The organism is Thermostichus sp. MS-CIW-26 (assembly GCF_054059115.1).
Window position 1 is genome coordinate 37539 of the sequence record NZ_JBSSBV010000005.1, and the last position, 15083, is coordinate 52621.

The 15083-nt window shown below is 56.8% G+C and carries 15 protein-coding genes and 1 pseudogene; 8 read left to right on the plus strand and 8 right to left on the minus strand.

Features of this window, described 5'->3' with window-relative positions:
* Positions 1-30 precede the first annotated feature (30 nt).
* On the minus strand, positions 31-918 hold the full coding sequence (locus ACVWZU_RS03175) for a hypothetical protein (RefSeq protein WP_414375365.1): 888 nt from the start codon (positions 916-918) through the stop codon (positions 31-33).
* Positions 919-1239: 321 nt separating this feature from the next.
* Here ACVWZU_RS03175 and psbV point away from each other — a divergent pair, with 321 nt between their 5' ends.
* Positions 1240-1782 (plus strand): photosystem II cytochrome c-550, encoded by a 543-nt coding sequence (gene psbV, locus ACVWZU_RS03180; RefSeq protein ID WP_011434097.1) that lies wholly within the window; start codon positions 1240-1242, stop codon positions 1780-1782.
* 77 nt (positions 1783-1859) lie between these two features.
* Complete coding sequence (psbV2, locus tag ACVWZU_RS03185) at positions 1860-2279, plus strand: photosystem II cytochrome PsbV2 (protein WP_457443344.1); 420 nt, start codon at positions 1860-1862, stop codon at positions 2277-2279.
* On the opposite strand, the gene ACVWZU_RS03190 is transcribed toward psbV2, so the two are convergent.
* The 3 genes from ACVWZU_RS03190 to hpf form a co-directional block, all read right to left on the minus strand.
* On the minus strand, positions 2251-3444 hold the full coding sequence (locus tag ACVWZU_RS03190; RefSeq protein WP_457443396.1) for an RNA-guided endonuclease InsQ/TnpB family protein: 1194 nt from the start codon (positions 3442-3444) through the stop codon (positions 2251-2253). The two genes, psbV2 and ACVWZU_RS03190, sit on opposite strands and share 29 nt — an antisense overlap.
* Positions 3445-3578: 134 nt before the next feature.
* Positions 3579-4319: an urease accessory protein UreF gene (locus ACVWZU_RS03195; protein WP_457385092.1), complete on the minus strand. Its 741-nt coding sequence runs from the start codon at positions 4317-4319 to the stop codon at positions 3579-3581.
* Between the two features lie 12 nt (positions 4320-4331).
* A complete protein-coding gene (gene hpf / locus ACVWZU_RS03200; protein WP_414352005.1) occupies positions 4332-4904 on the minus strand; it encodes a ribosome hibernation-promoting factor, HPF/YfiA family in 573 nt (190 codons plus the stop codon).
* Positions 4905-6117: 1213 nt separating this feature from the next.
* Here hpf and ACVWZU_RS03205 point away from each other — a divergent pair.
* The 4 genes from ACVWZU_RS03205 to ACVWZU_RS03220 all read left to right on the plus strand — a co-directional run bounded on the left by ACVWZU_RS03205 (position 6118) and on the right by ACVWZU_RS03220 (position 9129).
* Positions 6118-7344: a methionine gamma-lyase family protein gene (locus ACVWZU_RS03205; RefSeq protein ID WP_457443398.1), complete on the plus strand. Its 1227-nt coding sequence runs from the start codon at positions 6118-6120 to the stop codon at positions 7342-7344.
* Between the two features lie 97 nt (positions 7345-7441).
* Positions 7442-8248: a PPC domain-containing protein gene (locus tag ACVWZU_RS03210; RefSeq protein WP_457443346.1), complete on the plus strand. Its 807-nt coding sequence runs from the start codon at positions 7442-7444 to the stop codon at positions 8246-8248.
* Between the two features lie 329 nt (positions 8249-8577).
* Positions 8578-8784 carry a hypothetical protein gene (locus ACVWZU_RS03215; RefSeq protein ID WP_238376795.1) on the plus strand — a complete coding sequence of 69 codons (207 nt, stop codon included), beginning with the start codon at positions 8578-8580 and terminating at the stop codon, positions 8782-8784.
* A 27-nt stretch (positions 8785-8811) separates the two neighbouring features.
* Complete coding sequence (locus ACVWZU_RS03220) at positions 8812-9129, plus strand: TMEM14 family protein (protein WP_011434105.1); 318 nt, start codon at positions 8812-8814, stop codon at positions 9127-9129.
* On the opposite strand, the gene hypA is transcribed toward ACVWZU_RS03220, so the two are convergent.
* The 3 genes and pseudogenes from hypA to argJ form a co-directional block, all read right to left on the minus strand.
* Positions 9126-9524, minus strand: a complete 399-nt coding sequence (gene hypA, locus ACVWZU_RS03225; protein ID WP_457443348.1) for a hydrogenase maturation nickel metallochaperone HypA — start codon at positions 9522-9524, stop codon at positions 9126-9128. The genes ACVWZU_RS03220 and hypA overlap by 4 nt on opposite strands.
* Positions 9525-9771: 247 nt before the next feature.
* Positions 9772-10344, minus strand: a pseudogene (locus tag ACVWZU_RS03230) (arginase family protein); the annotation flags it as partial.
* Positions 10345-10470: 126 nt separating this feature from the next.
* Positions 10471-11688: a bifunctional glutamate N-acetyltransferase/amino-acid acetyltransferase ArgJ gene (gene argJ, locus ACVWZU_RS03235; protein WP_414522225.1), complete on the minus strand. Its 1218-nt coding sequence runs from the start codon at positions 11686-11688 to the stop codon at positions 10471-10473.
* Between the two features lie 246 nt (positions 11689-11934).
* Between argJ and ACVWZU_RS03240 the strand changes: the two genes are divergently transcribed.
* Complete coding sequence (locus tag ACVWZU_RS03240; RefSeq protein ID WP_457443350.1) at positions 11935-12756, plus strand: ABC transporter ATP-binding protein; 822 nt, start codon at positions 11935-11937, stop codon at positions 12754-12756.
* Between the two features lie 266 nt (positions 12757-13022).
* Positions 13023-13820 carry an ABC transporter permease gene (locus ACVWZU_RS03245; RefSeq protein ID WP_457443400.1) on the plus strand — a complete coding sequence of 266 codons (798 nt, stop codon included), beginning with the start codon at positions 13023-13025 and terminating at the stop codon, positions 13818-13820.
* A 222-nt stretch (positions 13821-14042) separates the two neighbouring features.
* On the opposite strand, the gene ACVWZU_RS03250 is transcribed toward ACVWZU_RS03245, so the two are convergent.
* Positions 14043-15056, minus strand: a complete 1014-nt coding sequence (locus ACVWZU_RS03250; protein WP_457443352.1) for a phosphate ABC transporter substrate-binding protein — start codon at positions 15054-15056, stop codon at positions 14043-14045.
* Positions 15057-15083 lie beyond the last annotated feature (27 nt).

Here is a 15083-nt window from a genome sequence, read left to right on the forward strand (position 1 = left end):
AAGTCTGAAAAAGTCCCCAAGAGCATCGGCTCAGGCCACAATCTTGACGGCTTGCTCCATACACCACCAGGGATCCTCCGCAAAAGCTGGCATGGGAGTGCTGCCTGCCTTGCCCAGAACGGCCAGCCTTACCTCTCGATCTAGACGGGATCCGGCCCCGTAGGGATCTTCTGAGGGAGGTTCCAGCCGTTGCCCCAGAGGGGGCATCACCATAATGCCTGGCTGCATGCTGGTGCTGCTGACCCAGATTTTGAAGCGATCCACCGCTACGTCTGTTCCTTCTGGCAGCTGCATCTGCAGCAGGTAGCGGGGGCCAGAGCCAATCAGCAGGCTCTCGTTGGGGCGTAAACGGGCAGGCAGATCTGGTTGATAGGGGTAAACCAAATCCACGCTGTACCGCCGCTCGTCAAAGACGGTGACATAAACATGCACTGGAGTGGGGGCTCTGTTTCTCAAGGCAATGGCCAGGTTGCGGCCTGCTTGGATTTGCACTTTCCCTTGGGGATCCCGCGGCAGGGGGCTCACTTCGGCAGGGGCAGAGCTGCTGGCCGGGGTTTCCAGTTGGAGAAATTCCACTTCCAAGATGCTGCTCAGCGCATCGCTGGCAGGTTGCAGGTTCAAAAGATTACCAAAAGCAGCCACGTGCTCCAACAGCCGCACCAGCTTGCGAGGCAGGGCCAGTAGCTTCTTCACCGGGATCCGGAAGGCCGCCAGAGCCACCTCTTCCCCCCGCCGGTAAAAGTGATAAGTGGCATCGGGCAACAGCTCTACCCGCAAGTCCGCTGCTTCCGGGTCTGTGTAGGTCAGAAGCGGTGAGGCCGGCAAGGCCGCCAGCAAATCGGCAACGGGCATTTGCACTTGACTGGGATCCGCACAGGTGAAAGCCACCCGCAACGGCTGGAATCGAATAGAGGACATGGGGAAAACCTGGAACGGAGTCTGCCGTATTCTCCTGCTCTGAGGTTGCCAGGCAAGCAAGCCAAGCTCTATATTACCTGCTCATTACCTGCTCAGTTCTCTCGACTGGGCTGTGGCCAAGTCAGCTCTCGGCCAACAGACTCCCAACAGGCCATAGCTCCGTAATCAAACTTAACACCAAAGGCAAATGGAACCATTGGGAAACTATCCCGGATCCCATCTGCAAATGATCTCTTAATGGTCTATTCTTGATCCTGTTGTCGGGTTTGTGGCTGGAGTGGAGCCCACCTCTCCTCTTTCTAGGCTGATCTACGGAGAACCATGTTTAGCAAAGCTTTTTCTTTTCAGAAGGTGTTTGCGCCAGCGCGTCGTCGGTTGCTTGTCCTGCTGTTGGCTGCGTTGATGGCTGGGTTTGGCTGGGGTCTGGCTCCAGTGTTTGCAGCTAGGGATATTCCTGCAGTGGCTCTGTCGCCAACTGAGTCTATTACCTTTACCGAAGCCCAGTTGGCCAAAGGGAAGAAGCTATTCAACACCGCATGCGCCCAGTGCCATGTGGGCGGCCAGACCTATCCCAACCCGGATGTGAGCTTGAAGCTTTCGGATCTGGAGGGGGCAACTCCCCCACGGGATAATGTGCTGGCGATTGTGGATTACATCAAGAATCCAGTCACCTATGACGGGGTGGAGTCTCTGTTGGAGTATCACCCCAACACCCAGCTCACCAGTGAGTATCCACGTCTGCGCAACCTCACCGACGAGGATCTGAAGCTGATTGCGGGCTACATTCTGGTGCAGGCCAAGACCGTTCCCGGCTGGGGTGGTACCAAGAACGAAAGCCACAGCGACCTATCAGCCTATCTCTAATGCCGCATCTGGATCAGAAGTTGCCTATGAGATGGCGGATCCCGTCTCGCCTCTAGGCCTAGGTCGGGATCCTGGCCTTGTTGTGGCTGGGGCTGGCCAGTCCGGTGGCGGCTCGCATTGATCCTTACGTGAACCAGTATTTGCGGGTGAGTGGCCCTGTGGAATTGCCTCTAGATGCCGCAGAGCATACCCTCACCTTTACCCCAGAGCAGCTCACGGACGGCAAAAATCGTTTTCAGTCCGCCTGTTTGAATTGTCATGTGGGCGGTGCCACTTTGCCGGCTCCCAACATTTCCCTCTCTTTGAAGGACTTGCGCGGTGCCACTCCACCCCGAGATACCCTTCAAGCCTTGATGGAGTACCAGCGGGATCCCCGTAGCTACGATGGCTCGGATTCCAGCTATGGATGCCGACCTGTACCCCCTTCCTGGATGGACGACGAAGCCGTAAACTACCCGGCTCCGACCGCTAAGCGGTACGGAGCGGGCTTTCAGTAGCCCTGAGCCTGTTCTGCTCTACCAGAGAACAAAACAGGCCCGGACCTCTAGGCTGGTTTACGACAGCCCCCAAGAGCGCAATCACATTCGCACCATTCAAATCCGCATCCCCTTCCCATCCACAGTGCCCACACTTAAACGACTTGCCACTGCGATAGGATTGCGCAGGGTCGGGATGGATGTGCAAACACCGGTGGCAGGTCTGCGACGTGTAGGCGGGCGGCACAAGAATCAGAGAAACCCCTGCAACCCTCGCCTTGTACTCCAGAAATTGACGTAGTTGGTAGAACGCCCAACTGTTGGTCCTACGCCGCTCAGCTTTGCTGCGGGGTTGTTGATTGACCCTTTCCCGGATCCCTGTCAAGTCTTCCAGAGCAATAGCGCTGTTTGTGGTCTTTGCCCTAGAGACAATAGCTTTGGAGATGCGATGATTGACCCACGCTTGAAAGCGTCTCTCCTTGCCAGACAGCCGTTGCAACAGTTGACGGCATCTGCGCCGCGAACTGCGTGTGCCCTTACTGGCTTTGCGTTGGAGTACCGCCCTCAACCGGGAGTAGCGCTCTCGGACTCTGCTCAACTGCTGTCCATTCCAGTTGTCCCCCTCTGACGTATGGGCAATATCTGTCCTCCCCAAGTCCACCCCGATCACCTTGTCGGTATCTTGTTGCTTGGGTGGCTTTTTCTCTACGCAAATCTGGATGTAGTAGGAGCCATCTTTGCGCTTGATCAGCGTGGCAGCTTTTGGGTTGGAACCAGCCAGCATCCCACGCTGGTAGTTGCCAATGGCCAGTTCAAAGCGTTCTCTCCCTTCCACCGTGGTCAGCGACACCGTCCAGTCTTTTTGACGGAACGAAAAGATACGGGCGTCGTAGGTAACAAAGCCGCTCTTAAACTCCTTGACGGGACGCTTTTTCTGCTTAGCCACTTTGCGGGAACCCGCTACCCGTCTGCACACCTGTTGAGCCAAGTTGCTGGACAAGCCAAACCGGGCTCGAGTCTCGTAGTAGCAAAGGGATTGCAGTTTGACCGCGTTGACGATCTTCTCCGGCGTGTTCTGGTTGACCCAATTCAAGGCTTGGCCAAAAGCCTCCATCGTCGCGTCCAATTTGGCGGCTTGCGACTGGGACGCCTTGAGCTTACAGGAGACGGTCAGGACTTGGCTCATAAGTTCATTGTAATTCATCAAAGCGCATTCCTCCCGGCACTGACCCTACGGGTACAGTGCGGGGCTCCTGCGATTTCTAGCTGAACTCCCCTCTCCCTCTGGGAGAAGGGTTTAGGGGTGAGGGTTGACGGCTTTCAAGATTGAAAAAGGCGGGAATAGAGCTGTTGGTGGACTTGACAATCGCGTTCTTGTAGGAGGGTGAAGCTGCCCAAAGCCGGCCAGCTGGGGGAGAGGTTTGGCCTTTCGGCCCGCTTCACAACCGGCAGGATCTCTTGGTGTACCACTGCCTCGATGGGCTCGTACAACTGAGCCAATAGGCTTTGCCCCTCGGTATGCCCCAAAGGTACCAGACGCACCGCTGCCGAGACCAGCCCAGTGAGGGAGGAGAACAAGAAGGCACGCAGGGTATCTTCCAACCCAATGCCCGCCTGAGCGCAGATCCAGCCAAACACCACGGAATGATGCAGTGGATCCCCCTCTGCTTTGGGGACGGAGATTCCCCAGGTGCGTTCTGCCAGTTGAGCTAGGCGTTTGCCCAAATCCAAGCTGGCTTGGCGCGGTTCTGCCGCCCAACGGGTTGCTTGCAGTTGCTGCTGCAGTTTCTCCACTCCTGACTCGGCTCCCAATCGGGACAGACAATGGGCCAAGGCACAGGCTCTGCCCTCGGTGGGGGCTAGGCCCATGTGTAAAACCCCCAGCAGATATTGCTGCACCCCAGCCCGATCGCGAAGTTGACCCGCTTGAACGGCAGCTTCCAAGCCCCAGGAGTGGGAATAGGCCCCAATCGGCAGAGCAGAATCGGTAAGTTGTAGCAACAGATAGAAAGCGCCGCTGGATCCTAGAGAAGCAAGTCGGGGGGAAAATTCACCACGCATTTTCGCGAAGCTTTAGCGGGGGCGGATCAGGCCGTAGCCACCGTGGTTGCGGACGTAGATAACGTTGATCTCGCCATTTTCGATATTGCGGAAAACGTAGAAGTCGTGATCCACCAGCTCCAACTGGTGCAACGCTTCCTGAACCGTCATGGGTGGCATGGCGAAGTACTTGGTGCGCACCACCTCTGCCGGTAACTCCGCTTGCCGTTCCGTATTTAGCGGATCGGTGGCGGGCTGCTGGGCCACTGCCACGGAGGTTTTGGGGGTGTGGCGGACGCGGTGAATGCCGTTCCGTTCTTTGTATTTGCGCAACTTGCGGGCCAGCTTGTCGGCCACACGGTCGATGCTGGCATAGAGGTTTTCGCTGCTTTCTTCCGCCCGGATCACGGTGCCATTGGCGTAGACGGTCACTTCGGCAGATTGGCTGGCACTGATACGGGGGTTGCGGGCTACCGATAGATTGACATCAACCTCACTGGTGATCTGGGCAAAATGACTGACAGCGCGCTCAATTTTTTCTTGAACGTAGCTGCGGATGGCGTCGGTAATCTCGACGTTTTTCCCTTGGATCACAAGCTTAGTCATGAGGACTCTCCCAGTCATGTCGGTTTATACCTGAGATAGCGCCTCATCCCCACCCGGGATCCCTCTAACTCTGGAAAGCGATCCCAGCTCACAGGCGACGTCAGCCCTTTAATTGGCAAAAATGGAGCCCTGTCATCAAGGGTGAGCAGATCGGCTTTGGGAGTGGCACTAACCTCTTGGGTTAAGTCTAGGTTAACATCTCGCTCAAGGATCTCTGCCAGAGGTTAAGAATAAATTTAGGCTCTCTTAATGTTTCAGAGATGTTGAATTCCAGATTTTCCCGAATCGCAGGAGCTCTGTAGAGAAGCGGGATCCCCGCCCTGCAAGACATGCACTTCTATTGGCTGTGTTGAGTGTCTTTGGGAAAGGTTTTTTAGAGTTTAAGTTGCAAGTTCCTCAGTCAAAAGCCAAATCTATCATCAAACCCATAGACAGATCTAGCCTGCTAAAAATCTTCCTGAGCTGGATTTTGAGTTGGTTAAACAATGTCTCTAACTCTGACCTGTTTTTGAGAGACTGAAGGTGGGCCGTATTGCCCATAAGCTCGGCAATCCAGATGCTTCAGCTTTCCTCCAGGGTATGTTGGTATTATCCTACAGCCTAGCAGCATCTTGATTGGATAGCCATTGACAGCAAAAATGAAGGGATATTGATATAAATTAAGCTTTTTATCGATTTTTTATCAATATGAGGCTTTCGACTTGAGAGATGGTGTTGTTGTCGGTATTAGCTTTGACAAGCCTGTTGTTCACTGTTCCATGCTGTAAGGTTTCTATCGGAGAGCATGCCTCTAACCCCCAAAACCCTGAACTTTGCTGAATTTACTGAGCTTTAGGCGGTTTGGCAAAAGTCATTGAGAGGGATATAGTAGACCAAGTTTCCCCCTGATCCTTGAGTCCACCGCAACGGTTGCCGGGAAGTGAAGGGGGAAAGCGCTCGGGGGGTATTCCTCAGGGCTTTGCGGGATACCGCCTTCCTGCTCAGAGATAGGCAGGATGCGATCGCTTCTTTCCTGAACCATGTTCAGGAGAGTTCAGCGTGAATGTATCAGCTACATAAGTACATAAGAACTTGGAACTCGGTTCTGCCGCTGCAGTCACCTTGAGGAGCGGTGGGGAGAAGGCCAACTCTTTCCGGGGTGGCTGAAATGCTACCCTCGAAACCAGCTTGGTGTGCAAAAGGTGGGGCAGACTGGGTGGGCGGAGGGATCCCGTTGAAGGCGGCAGAGCTTTTAGACAGAGCAGAAGAGGCTCTACAGGAGCAGTTTCAGGCGGTGGAGAAGACCCTCAGAGAGAACCTGGCGCGGGTGCTGCGGGCCTTTCGCGACCAGCGGGTGGGATCCCATCACTTTGCCGGGGTGTCGGGGTATGGCCACGACGACCAGGGGCGGCAGGTTTTGGATCGGGTGTTTGCCCAGATCATGGGCTGTGAGGCAGCAGTGGTGCGGCTGCAGATGGTGTCTGGTACCCATGCCATTGCCTGTGCTTTGTTTGGGGTGCTGCGTCCGGGGGATGAGCTGCTGAGCATTACCGGCCCCCCTTACGACACCCTTGAAGAGGTCATCGGTCTGCGGGGTTCCGGGCGGGGATCCCTACGGGAGTTTGGCATCGGTTACCGCCAGTTGGATTTGCGGGAGGGAACTGTCGATTGGCAGGCCCTGAAAACCGCCCTCAGACCGCAAACCCGCTTGGTTCACATTCAGCGGTCCTGTGGCTACGATTGGCGGCCCAGCTTTTCCATTGCCCAGATTGCCGAGATGATCCAAATGGTCAAAGCGCAAAACCCCGAAGTTGTGGTTTTTGTGGACAATTGCTACGGCGAATTTGTGGAAACCCAGGAGCCAACCCATGTGGGCGCAGATCTGATTGCCGGATCCCTGATCAAAAATCCGGGGGGCACCCTCGTTCCCGCAGGGGGCTATGTGGCCGGGCGGGCAGAGCTGGTGGAGCAAGCCGCTTGTCGGTTAACGGCTCCGGGCATTGGTTCGGAGGGGGGGGCAACTCTAGATCTCAACCGCCTTCTGTTTCAAGGCTTGTTCTTGGCCCCGCAGATGGTGGCCGAAGCGGTGAAGATCGCCCATCTGGCGGCGCAGGTGTTTTCTGATCTGGGCTACCCGGTCTCGCCTCTGCCTCAAGCTCCTCGCACCGATATCATCCAGGCCATTCAATTGGGATCCCCGCAAAAGCTGCAGGCCTTTTGCCACGCCATTCAAAACAGTTCTCCTGTGGATTCCTACCTCACCCCAGTTCCGGAGGTGATGCCCGGTTATGCAGACCCGGTGGTGATGGCAGCAGGCACCTTTATTGCCGGGAGCAGCGCCGAGCTGTCTGCCGATGGGCCGATGCGGGATCCCTACACCGTCTACTTGCAGGGGGGAACCCATCTCTACCATGGGCGGCTGGCCCTAGAAGCCGTCTTGCAAGCTTGGGAAACCCTGTAGGCCAACAGTTTGCTCTCGGCTGACCAACTTTTCGCTCAATCAATCAGGGGGTAGGATCAATCTACAGTTGCCATTCTTTAGAAAGGGATCCCTTCCGATGTTGAGCTGGTATCGTTCTTGCGCATCTCCTCGCCGTTGGGGATCCCGTTTGACTCTGGCTCTGGTGGCATTGGGGTTGGCCGGCGGCTGTCGGCTGCTGGATCGGGTGGGAGAGAGAGGCTTGCCAGTGGGATCTGCGCTGACCCGTTCTGCTCTGTGGAGAGGCAGCCAAACCGTGACGGGAGCGCTGGAGGTGGGAGATCAAGTCAGCCGCCAGTACGGCAGCTTTTGGGATGGGATCCCCGTCACCGCTGAGCCGGGACAGATTTTGATTGCGGCCCTAGAGAGCGAAGATTTTGATGCTTACCTGGAGCTGGTGGACGGTCAAGGGCGGGTGATTGGCTTTAACGATGACTCTGGCCCAGATGTGAATGCCCTGTTGGCGGTGCGTCTGCCGGAGGGAGGCACCTACACCTTGCGGGCCACCAGCTTTGAGCCGGAATCCACCGGCAACTACCGGCTCACCTATATCCTCACCCAGGTAGATTGGCAGGAAAGCCTATCGGGCCGTCTGCAGGAGGGATCCCTTCAGCATCCCGAGGATGGCAGTTGGATGGACGAATATCCCATTGCCGCCCGCGCCGGCCAGATCCTGATCGCTTCCATGACCAGCTCCGATTTCGATGCCTTTTTGCAGCTGCTGGATCCCAGTGGAGAAGTCAGGGCTTGGGATGATGACCAAGGGGGTGGAACCGATGCTCTGATGATTGCCTTTCTGCCCCGCACCGGCACTTATACCCTGCGGGCCAACACCCATAAGCCACGAGAAGAAGGAGCCTATAGGTTACAGTACGCCTTGCGCTAGCCCCTGCTCGCCCAGATTCCCTGTCTTACAGCTTGGATAAGGGGGCTTGCGGATCTTCTGGTGCTGATGTCGAGATTTTGACAGGAATCATCGTTTTTTAACGCCTAATGTTGATATATGTCAGGAGTTGCCAGTTTACCTTCCTAAGATCCTCACAAAGCCAGAAGGGGCACTGCTTGCTGAGCTTTGTGGGAAAGCATAACATCTTATCCTAAGTTGTGACGGAGCTGAAATATTGTCCTCGGGGATGAGGTCTTTTTTCTAGAATCGAATCGATGGCCTAGACCATTCTTTTGCAGTTCAGCCCCTATCTCCACAAAATGGATGCCATGACTCCTGAAATGGTACGCCAGTTTTGGTCTTTGGTCAGCGAGATTGGCAGGCCAGATTGGCTCACAAAGCGTGACGATGACTTGGTGAACCTGCTTCTGAGCGCCTGTCAGAAAAAACACGCCCTCAGCAGTGTCGATGCCTCAATTCTCAATCGCTACATCAGCATTCGCTTGCCCTTGATTCGCGATATCCTCGTGGATTAAACCTAGAGAGGACAAGGTTTTCCCATCATGCTGGCCGCACAAATCACCTTGCTGGTCTACGGGGCACTGCTTCTGGTGGGCGGAGCAATCGGCTATAGCAAAGGCAAAAGCTCCAAGTCTCTCATCGGGGGGCTGGTTGGGGCCGCCCTCAGCGGAGTCAGCTATGGGCTGCTGGGGGTGGATCCCCGCTGGGGGCTGGGCTTGGGCCTGGGGACGACAGTGCTGGGATCTATCGTATTCGCCCTGCGCTACCGCAAAACCCGAACGTTAATGCCTGCCGGCTTGATGTTCATCCTCAGCTTGGGAGCAGCTGTCCTTCTGGGGCTTAGCTTTGGAGCGGCCTAGGCGACTTCTGGTTGCGCCGGTGGGGTGAAGTTTGTTGAACATTCGATGTAGTCAATTTCGATGTAGTCAATTTTCAGCTCTCGGCCCGAGCGAGTCTCTTCCATCGGGGATCCACAGTTGGGGCAAGCATAGCGCCGGCCTATTTCTGGCTTGTATTCTTGGCCGCAGGGATGGCAATAGGCAATGAGCGGCGTTTCCCGGATGACCAACTGGGATCCCTGTAGGAAAGTACCCTGGGTTTGTGCGGCATAGGCAAAGGTTAGGCTGGCCGGCTCTACACAGGTGAACTGTCCTACCACCAGGTGCACCCGAGCGATCTGAGGCTGTCCCGGCTGACTTTGCCACCAGTCACGTAGTGTTTGGATCAAGGCGCGGGTCATGTCGGTCTCGTGCATCTCTTACCTGATACATTCACGCTGAACTCTCCTGAACATGGTTCAGGAAAGAAGCGATCGCATCCTGCCTATCTCTGTTCGCGTCAGCGGGACGGAGTCCAAGCAGGAAGGCGGTATCCCGCAAAGCCCTGAGGAATACCCCCCGAGCGCTTTCCCCCTTCACTTCCCGGCAACCGTTGCGGTGGACTCAAGGATCAGGGGGAAACTTGGTCTACTATATCCCTCTCAATGACTTTTGCCAAACCGCCTAAAGCTCAGTAAATTCAGCAAAGTTCAGGGTTTTGGGGGTTAGAGGCATGCTCCAGTCGCCGGCCATTTCTGGCGTCGCCTCCGGGTGGATGTAGGCGGGCTTCTCTCGGCGCGGCAGTTGCCCAGATACCACCAAATGGGCCAGCGTATCGCAAATAACTCGGGTGGCCATTAGAGCTGTGATATCGCTAATGTCGTAGGGGGGAGAGACTTCCACCACCTCCAGGCCACAGATCGGTGCTTCCCGCACAATGCGCTTGAGCAAGTAGAGCGCTTCCCGCGGCAGCAGCCCACCCGGCTCTGGCCAGCCTGTACCGGGTACAAAGCCGGCATCGATGCAGTCGATATCGAAGCTGATGTACACACAATCGGTGCCGTCTAGGGCTTTTTCGAGGGCGAAATCGGCGGCTGCATCCAAGCCCATTTCGGTGATGTCGGTAACGGTGAGGATGTGGGTGGCCCGCTCCCGGCACACCTTCACCCCTTGCCGTGGCACTTGCCAGCCACCAATGCCCAGTTGCACCAGGTTGTGGGCCGGTGCGTTGCGGATGTTGGTGGCATGAAACCAAGGCTAAGCCTCGACTCATTGTTGCCAGCCGGATAGGGAAAGCCTCGCTTCCTTGGCCAAAGCCGCTTGGGCTTCGGTAGAAAAGCCGTTATTTGCGTTCGATTCGGTGGTCATGGCTGGGATCCCCCATTAGGTGGTGTATTCGGCGTTGATGCGCACGTAATCGTAGCTGAGATCGCAGCCCCAGGCCACGCCCTGGCCGGATCCCTGATGGAGATCCACGGTGAAGGTCACCGGATCCCCTTTCAAGTACTCAGAGGCTGCCTTGCGATCGAAAGCCAGGGGCATTCCCGCCTGCATGAGCAGAAAATCCCCCAGACGGATATCCAACCGGCGGCTGTCGAAGGGGATCCCGGCCCGTCCGGCGGCGGCTGCCACCCGTCCCCAGTTGGGATCGTTGCCAAAAGCTGCCGCCTTCACCAAGGGAGAGCTGGCGATCACACGGGCCATGTGTCGGGCTGCCGCATCATCCACAGCCCCACACACCCGAATTTCCAGCAGCTTGGTAGCTCCTTCCCCGTCGCGGGCAATGGCCTTAGCCAGATGAATGCAAACTTGGTTGACCATCTCCGCCAAAGTCTGGGCAGCTTCTGTGCCGGCTTGCAGGGTTGGGATCCCACTTTGGCCGTTGGCCAGAGCCAAGAGCATGTCGTTGGTGCTGGTATCCCCATCCACCGTGATTTGGTTAAAGCTGAGGTCGGCAGCTTGCTTGAGGATCTGCTGCCACAGGCGGGGATCCACAGCCGCGTCACAGGTTAAAAAAGCCAGCATCGTGGCCAAGTTGGGGTGGATCATGCCGGATCCCTTGGCAATGCCCCCGACCCTGACGGTGTACCCGTCGATCTCAGCTTGCAGGGCAACGCTTTTGGTCACCAAGTCGGTGGTGATGATGGCGCGGGCGGCGCTCTCCCCCCCCTCTGGAGAGAGGCTGTCGATAAGGCCAGGCAGGGCTGCTTGGATTTTCGGCATTTCCAGTTGTCGCCCGATGACCCCTGTGGAGGCCGTGAGCACCTGATGGGCCGGGATCCCCAACCGTTCTGCCACCCAGAGGGCCAGTTGGGCGTTGTTGCGCTCTCCTTCTTCTCCGGTACAGGCGTTGGCTTGCCCAGCATTGCAGAGGATGGCCCGCACCGGCTGCTGTTGGGCGAGGATCCCTTGGTTGTAGGTAACACAGGCTGCTTTGACCTGATTGGTGGTAAAAACGCCTGCCCCAACCGCATCGCACTCGGAAACGATCAAAGCCAAATCCGCAGCTCCTGAGGGCTTGAGGCCAGCGGCCACTCCAGCGGCTCGAAATCCTCGCGGGGCTGTAACAGCACCTGCAACCGGTTTAAATGGGGATCCCATGTGTTCCTTGGCCAGGGGGTGGTCGGCAACATCATACCGACTTGCTGCTCCGATTTGGGTCATCGCAAGCTTTCCGTGAGAAACTCTCTGGAAACCGGTTCTGAGGGAAAGAGTTGTAGTTACGCCTACCAAGCAGAGGCGGCAGAGAGGGTTATTTTGAAAGTGTGCGCTTTCTATCACCCATCTTTTCCCCTTTTTAGATTGGGAAGGATACTCTTCTATCCTCTGCTCTGGGAACTGCCAGCCATGCCTGCCCCTGTCATCACCCTCAACCATGTCAGCAAGGTCTATTCCAATGGCACGGTGGCTTTGCAGGACATGAATATGACCATCCAAGAAGGGCAGTTCGTTAGCTTGGTGGGGCCATCCGGCTGTGGGAAAAGCACAGTGCTACGGTTGGTGGCAGGTCTGGGGCATCTGACCACAGGCTCTATCGAATGGGGGCAAAATCTTGAGAAGGATGCTCCCCAAGGGGAACCCAAGTTGGCCTTTGTGTTTCAGGAACCGGCCCTTATGCCTTGGGCGACGGTGATGGACAATGTGGGGCTACCCTTAAAGTTGGCAGGTGAGCCCAAGCCAAAAGCCGATCGAGATGTCTTGGAAGCTCTGCAACTGGTGGGCCTGCGGGGGTTTGAGCGCAGTTTTCCCCGCGAGCTATCGGGCGGCATGCGCATGCGGGTTTCCATTGCTCGCGCCCTGGTAACCAAGCCCCAAGTGTTGCTGATGGACGAGCCCTTCGGCGCTTTGGATGAAATCACCCGCAGCAAGTTGAACAGCGATCTGTTGGAGCTGTGGCAAGAAAAGCGCTGGACGGTGCTCTTCGTTACCCACAACATTTACGAGGCTGTCTACCTGTCCAACCGCGTGGTGGTGATGGCGGCTCGCCCAGGGCGGGTGGTAGCCGATATTCCCATTGATGCACCCTACCCTCGCTCGGAAGACTTTCGCACCTCTTCCCTCTACAACAACTACTGCCGTGAAGTGTCGGCCCGTCTGCACGAGGCCATGCACGGCTCAGCTCAGGATCCCCCCTATTTGCGCCCCCTCTCTGCTGGACGTTTGCGCTGATGGGATCCCTGGCTTAGCGGTGTTCTCTCTGTTGCGTAAGTCCCTTGATGCCCCAACCTCACGATATGTTCGACCTGTTTGTCCAGCTTCTCGAGCCATGGCGCCGTTGGCTGGGATCCCTTGTTGGCTTGGGGGAGAGCTGGCCTCTCCATTGGCCAGATTGGTCTCTGCCCAAGCTGACCGGCGCAGTTGGAGAAAAACTCGGATCCCAACCCACGGATGAGGCAGACATACCGAGTGCCGGCTCAGGGGTGCCTGCAAAGGGGTTGAATCTGGGCCGTTGGTTCAACCTGGAAGTGATTGCCCCCCTTATCGTCGGGATCCTCTTCTTGGTGGGCTGGGAAGTGGCGGTGCGGGTAACAGGAGTGCCCCACTACCTCTTGCCGGGGCCGATTTTGGTGGTGCAAACCCTCGTTCGCGACTGGGGAACGCTTTTTCCTTCCCTGTTGATCACCGTGCAAATTACGGTGGTGGCCTTTTTGGCTGCCACAGTGTCGGGGCTTTTGGTCGCGATTGTGTTCACCCAGAGCAAGTGGATTGAGCGCAGCTTTTTCCCCTATGCGGTGATTTTACAGACGATGCCCATTGTCTCCATCGCCCCGCTGATCATCATTTGGCTGCGCAACAACACCTTTGCTGCGATGGTGGTGTGCGCCTGGATTGTGGCTTTTTTCCCGATTCTTTCCAACACCACTCTGGGGCTGAACAGCGTCGATCACAACCTGCTCAACCTGTTCCAACTGTACAAGGCCAACCGCTGGCAAACGTTGATCTACTTGCGGCTACCCAGTGCCATGCCCTATTTCATGGGGGGCCTGCGCATCAGCGGTGGCCTCTCTTTGATTGGGGCGGTGGTGGCGGAGTTTGTCGCTGGTACTGGCGGGCAGCGGGCCGGGATCGCCTACCAGATCTTGATCTCCAGCTTCAACCTGCAGGTGCCCCGCATGTTTGCGGCCTTGATCTTGGTCACCGGCTTGGGGATCCTGATCTTCATTTCCTTGAGTGCTCTATCCGACTGGGTGTTGGGCAAGTGGCATGAGAGCGCTGTGCGCCGAGAGAATTGAAAAGTTGAGCTTGTTAGAAATCTATAGTCTTTCAGGTTAGGGCAAGACGCCTGGTTTACTGAGAAAAGCCTTTTGGCCTGGCATATTCACCGTTTTAGGTGTGGGTACAGTGTCTTAGAATAATCACGACATCTAAAAGCAGGTAGAAGACGTCTTCTGGAAAAGCAGAGGAACCGCGCTGCGCTTGCTGTCAGCGGCTATCTCAGTCCTACTTGTGGGTTGCTATCGGAGGGGGATGAACTCAGTGCGGCCAATGATTTGCTGGCCTTGATCCGAAAGAGCATAGTTGATGAAGTCGGCCACCACAGGGCTGGTTCTTTGAGGTGCCACCAAAAACACAGTCCGCGCCAAGGGGTAGCTGCCCCTCTGGATGGCCTCACGGGTGGGCATCTGGCCGTCGATGGGCACAATCCGCACCGTTTGCTGGTTCTGCACCTGATCGACGGTGCTGTAGGTGATGCCATCTTCTCCCAAAGCCCGCAGCAGCGGGGTGGTGACATCTTCTGTGGCGGTGGTGAAGTAGGGAGGGTTATCGGGAGCGAAGGGCAGCCCCAACAACACGAGTTCTTGGAAAACGCTGTAGGTGCCGCTCTGGGGGGCGCGATTGAGGACCCGAATCCGCCGATCCGGGCCGCCCACCTGGCTCCAATTGGTGATCCGACCCTGGAAGATATCGGCCAATTGCTGCAGCGTCAGTCCTCCTTTGTAGGGGTTGTTCACCCCCACCGCCACCGCCAGGGCATCTTTGGCCACCGGGATCGCCTGTAGACCCGCCTGCACTTCGCTGGCATTGAGGGGGCGGGAGCTAGCGGCCATCTGGATGCGACCTTCCATCAGGGCCTTCAGGCCGGCATTGGATCCATTGGGCTTGCCATCCGGGATCCCATAGGTGAGGGGAATGCCGGGGTTGCGCTGGGTGTAGCCTCCCTTCAGGGCAAAGACGATCCGGATCATCGTGACGCTGCCATCCACCTGGAGCACTGCTGGGTTGGGCAGAGAAGTATCCAGATTAACGGCGTTGGCAGGCGGGTTGGGTACCTGGGCCTGAGGGGGGTTGGGCGCTGTTGGGGCTTGGGGCCGGGCAGCTGGAATCTGGCTGGGGATAGGAGGCGTGTTCTCTCTATTCAGGAATGAGTCCAACAGGCCGGAACGATAGGCATACCAGCCGCCGCCTCCCAGTATCGCGAACAAAAGAATGTAAACGATTGGAGGTGGGCCGGAAGGTCGTGCGGTCATGGGATCCCCCCTAAAGAAAATTCACGA

Excerpts from the sequence above, each read along its gene's own strand:
- ACVWZU_RS03240 (WP_457443350.1), top strand. The coding sequence starts at position 11,935 with ATGCCTGCCCCTGTCATCACCCTCAACCATGTCAGCAAGGTCTATTCC.
- psbV (WP_011434097.1), top strand. The coding sequence starts at position 1,240 with ATGTTTAGCAAAGCTTTTTCTTTTCAGAAGGTGTTTGCGCCAGCGCGT.
- ACVWZU_RS03210 (WP_457443346.1), top strand. The coding sequence starts at position 7,442 with ATGTTGAGCTGGTATCGTTCTTGCGCATCTCCTCGCCGTTGGGGATCC.
- ACVWZU_RS03175 (WP_414375365.1), bottom strand. The coding sequence starts at position 918 with ATGTCCTCTATTCGATTCCAGCCGTTGCGGGTGGCTTTCACCTGTGCG.
- hypA (WP_457443348.1), bottom strand. The coding sequence starts at position 9,524 with ATGCACGAGACCGACATGACCCGCGCCTTGATCCAAACACTACGTGAC.
- ACVWZU_RS03220 (WP_011434105.1), top strand. The coding sequence starts at position 8,812 with ATGCTGGCCGCACAAATCACCTTGCTGGTCTACGGGGCACTGCTTCTG.
- ACVWZU_RS03250 (WP_457443352.1), bottom strand. The coding sequence starts at position 15,056 with ATGACCGCACGACCTTCCGGCCCACCTCCAATCGTTTACATTCTTTTG.
- hpf (WP_414352005.1), bottom strand. The coding sequence starts at position 4,904 with ATGACTAAGCTTGTGATCCAAGGGAAAAACGTCGAGATTACCGACGCC.
- ACVWZU_RS03215 (WP_238376795.1), top strand. The coding sequence starts at position 8,578 with ATGACTCCTGAAATGGTACGCCAGTTTTGGTCTTTGGTCAGCGAGATT.
- ACVWZU_RS03195 (WP_457385092.1), bottom strand. The coding sequence starts at position 4,319 with ATGCGTGGTGAATTTTCCCCCCGACTTGCTTCTCTAGGATCCAGCGGC.
- argJ (WP_414522225.1), bottom strand. The coding sequence starts at position 11,688 with ATGGGATCCCCATTTAAACCGGTTGCAGGTGCTGTTACAGCCCCGCGA.
- ACVWZU_RS03190 (WP_457443396.1), bottom strand. The coding sequence starts at position 3,444 with ATGAGCCAAGTCCTGACCGTCTCCTGTAAGCTCAAGGCGTCCCAGTCG.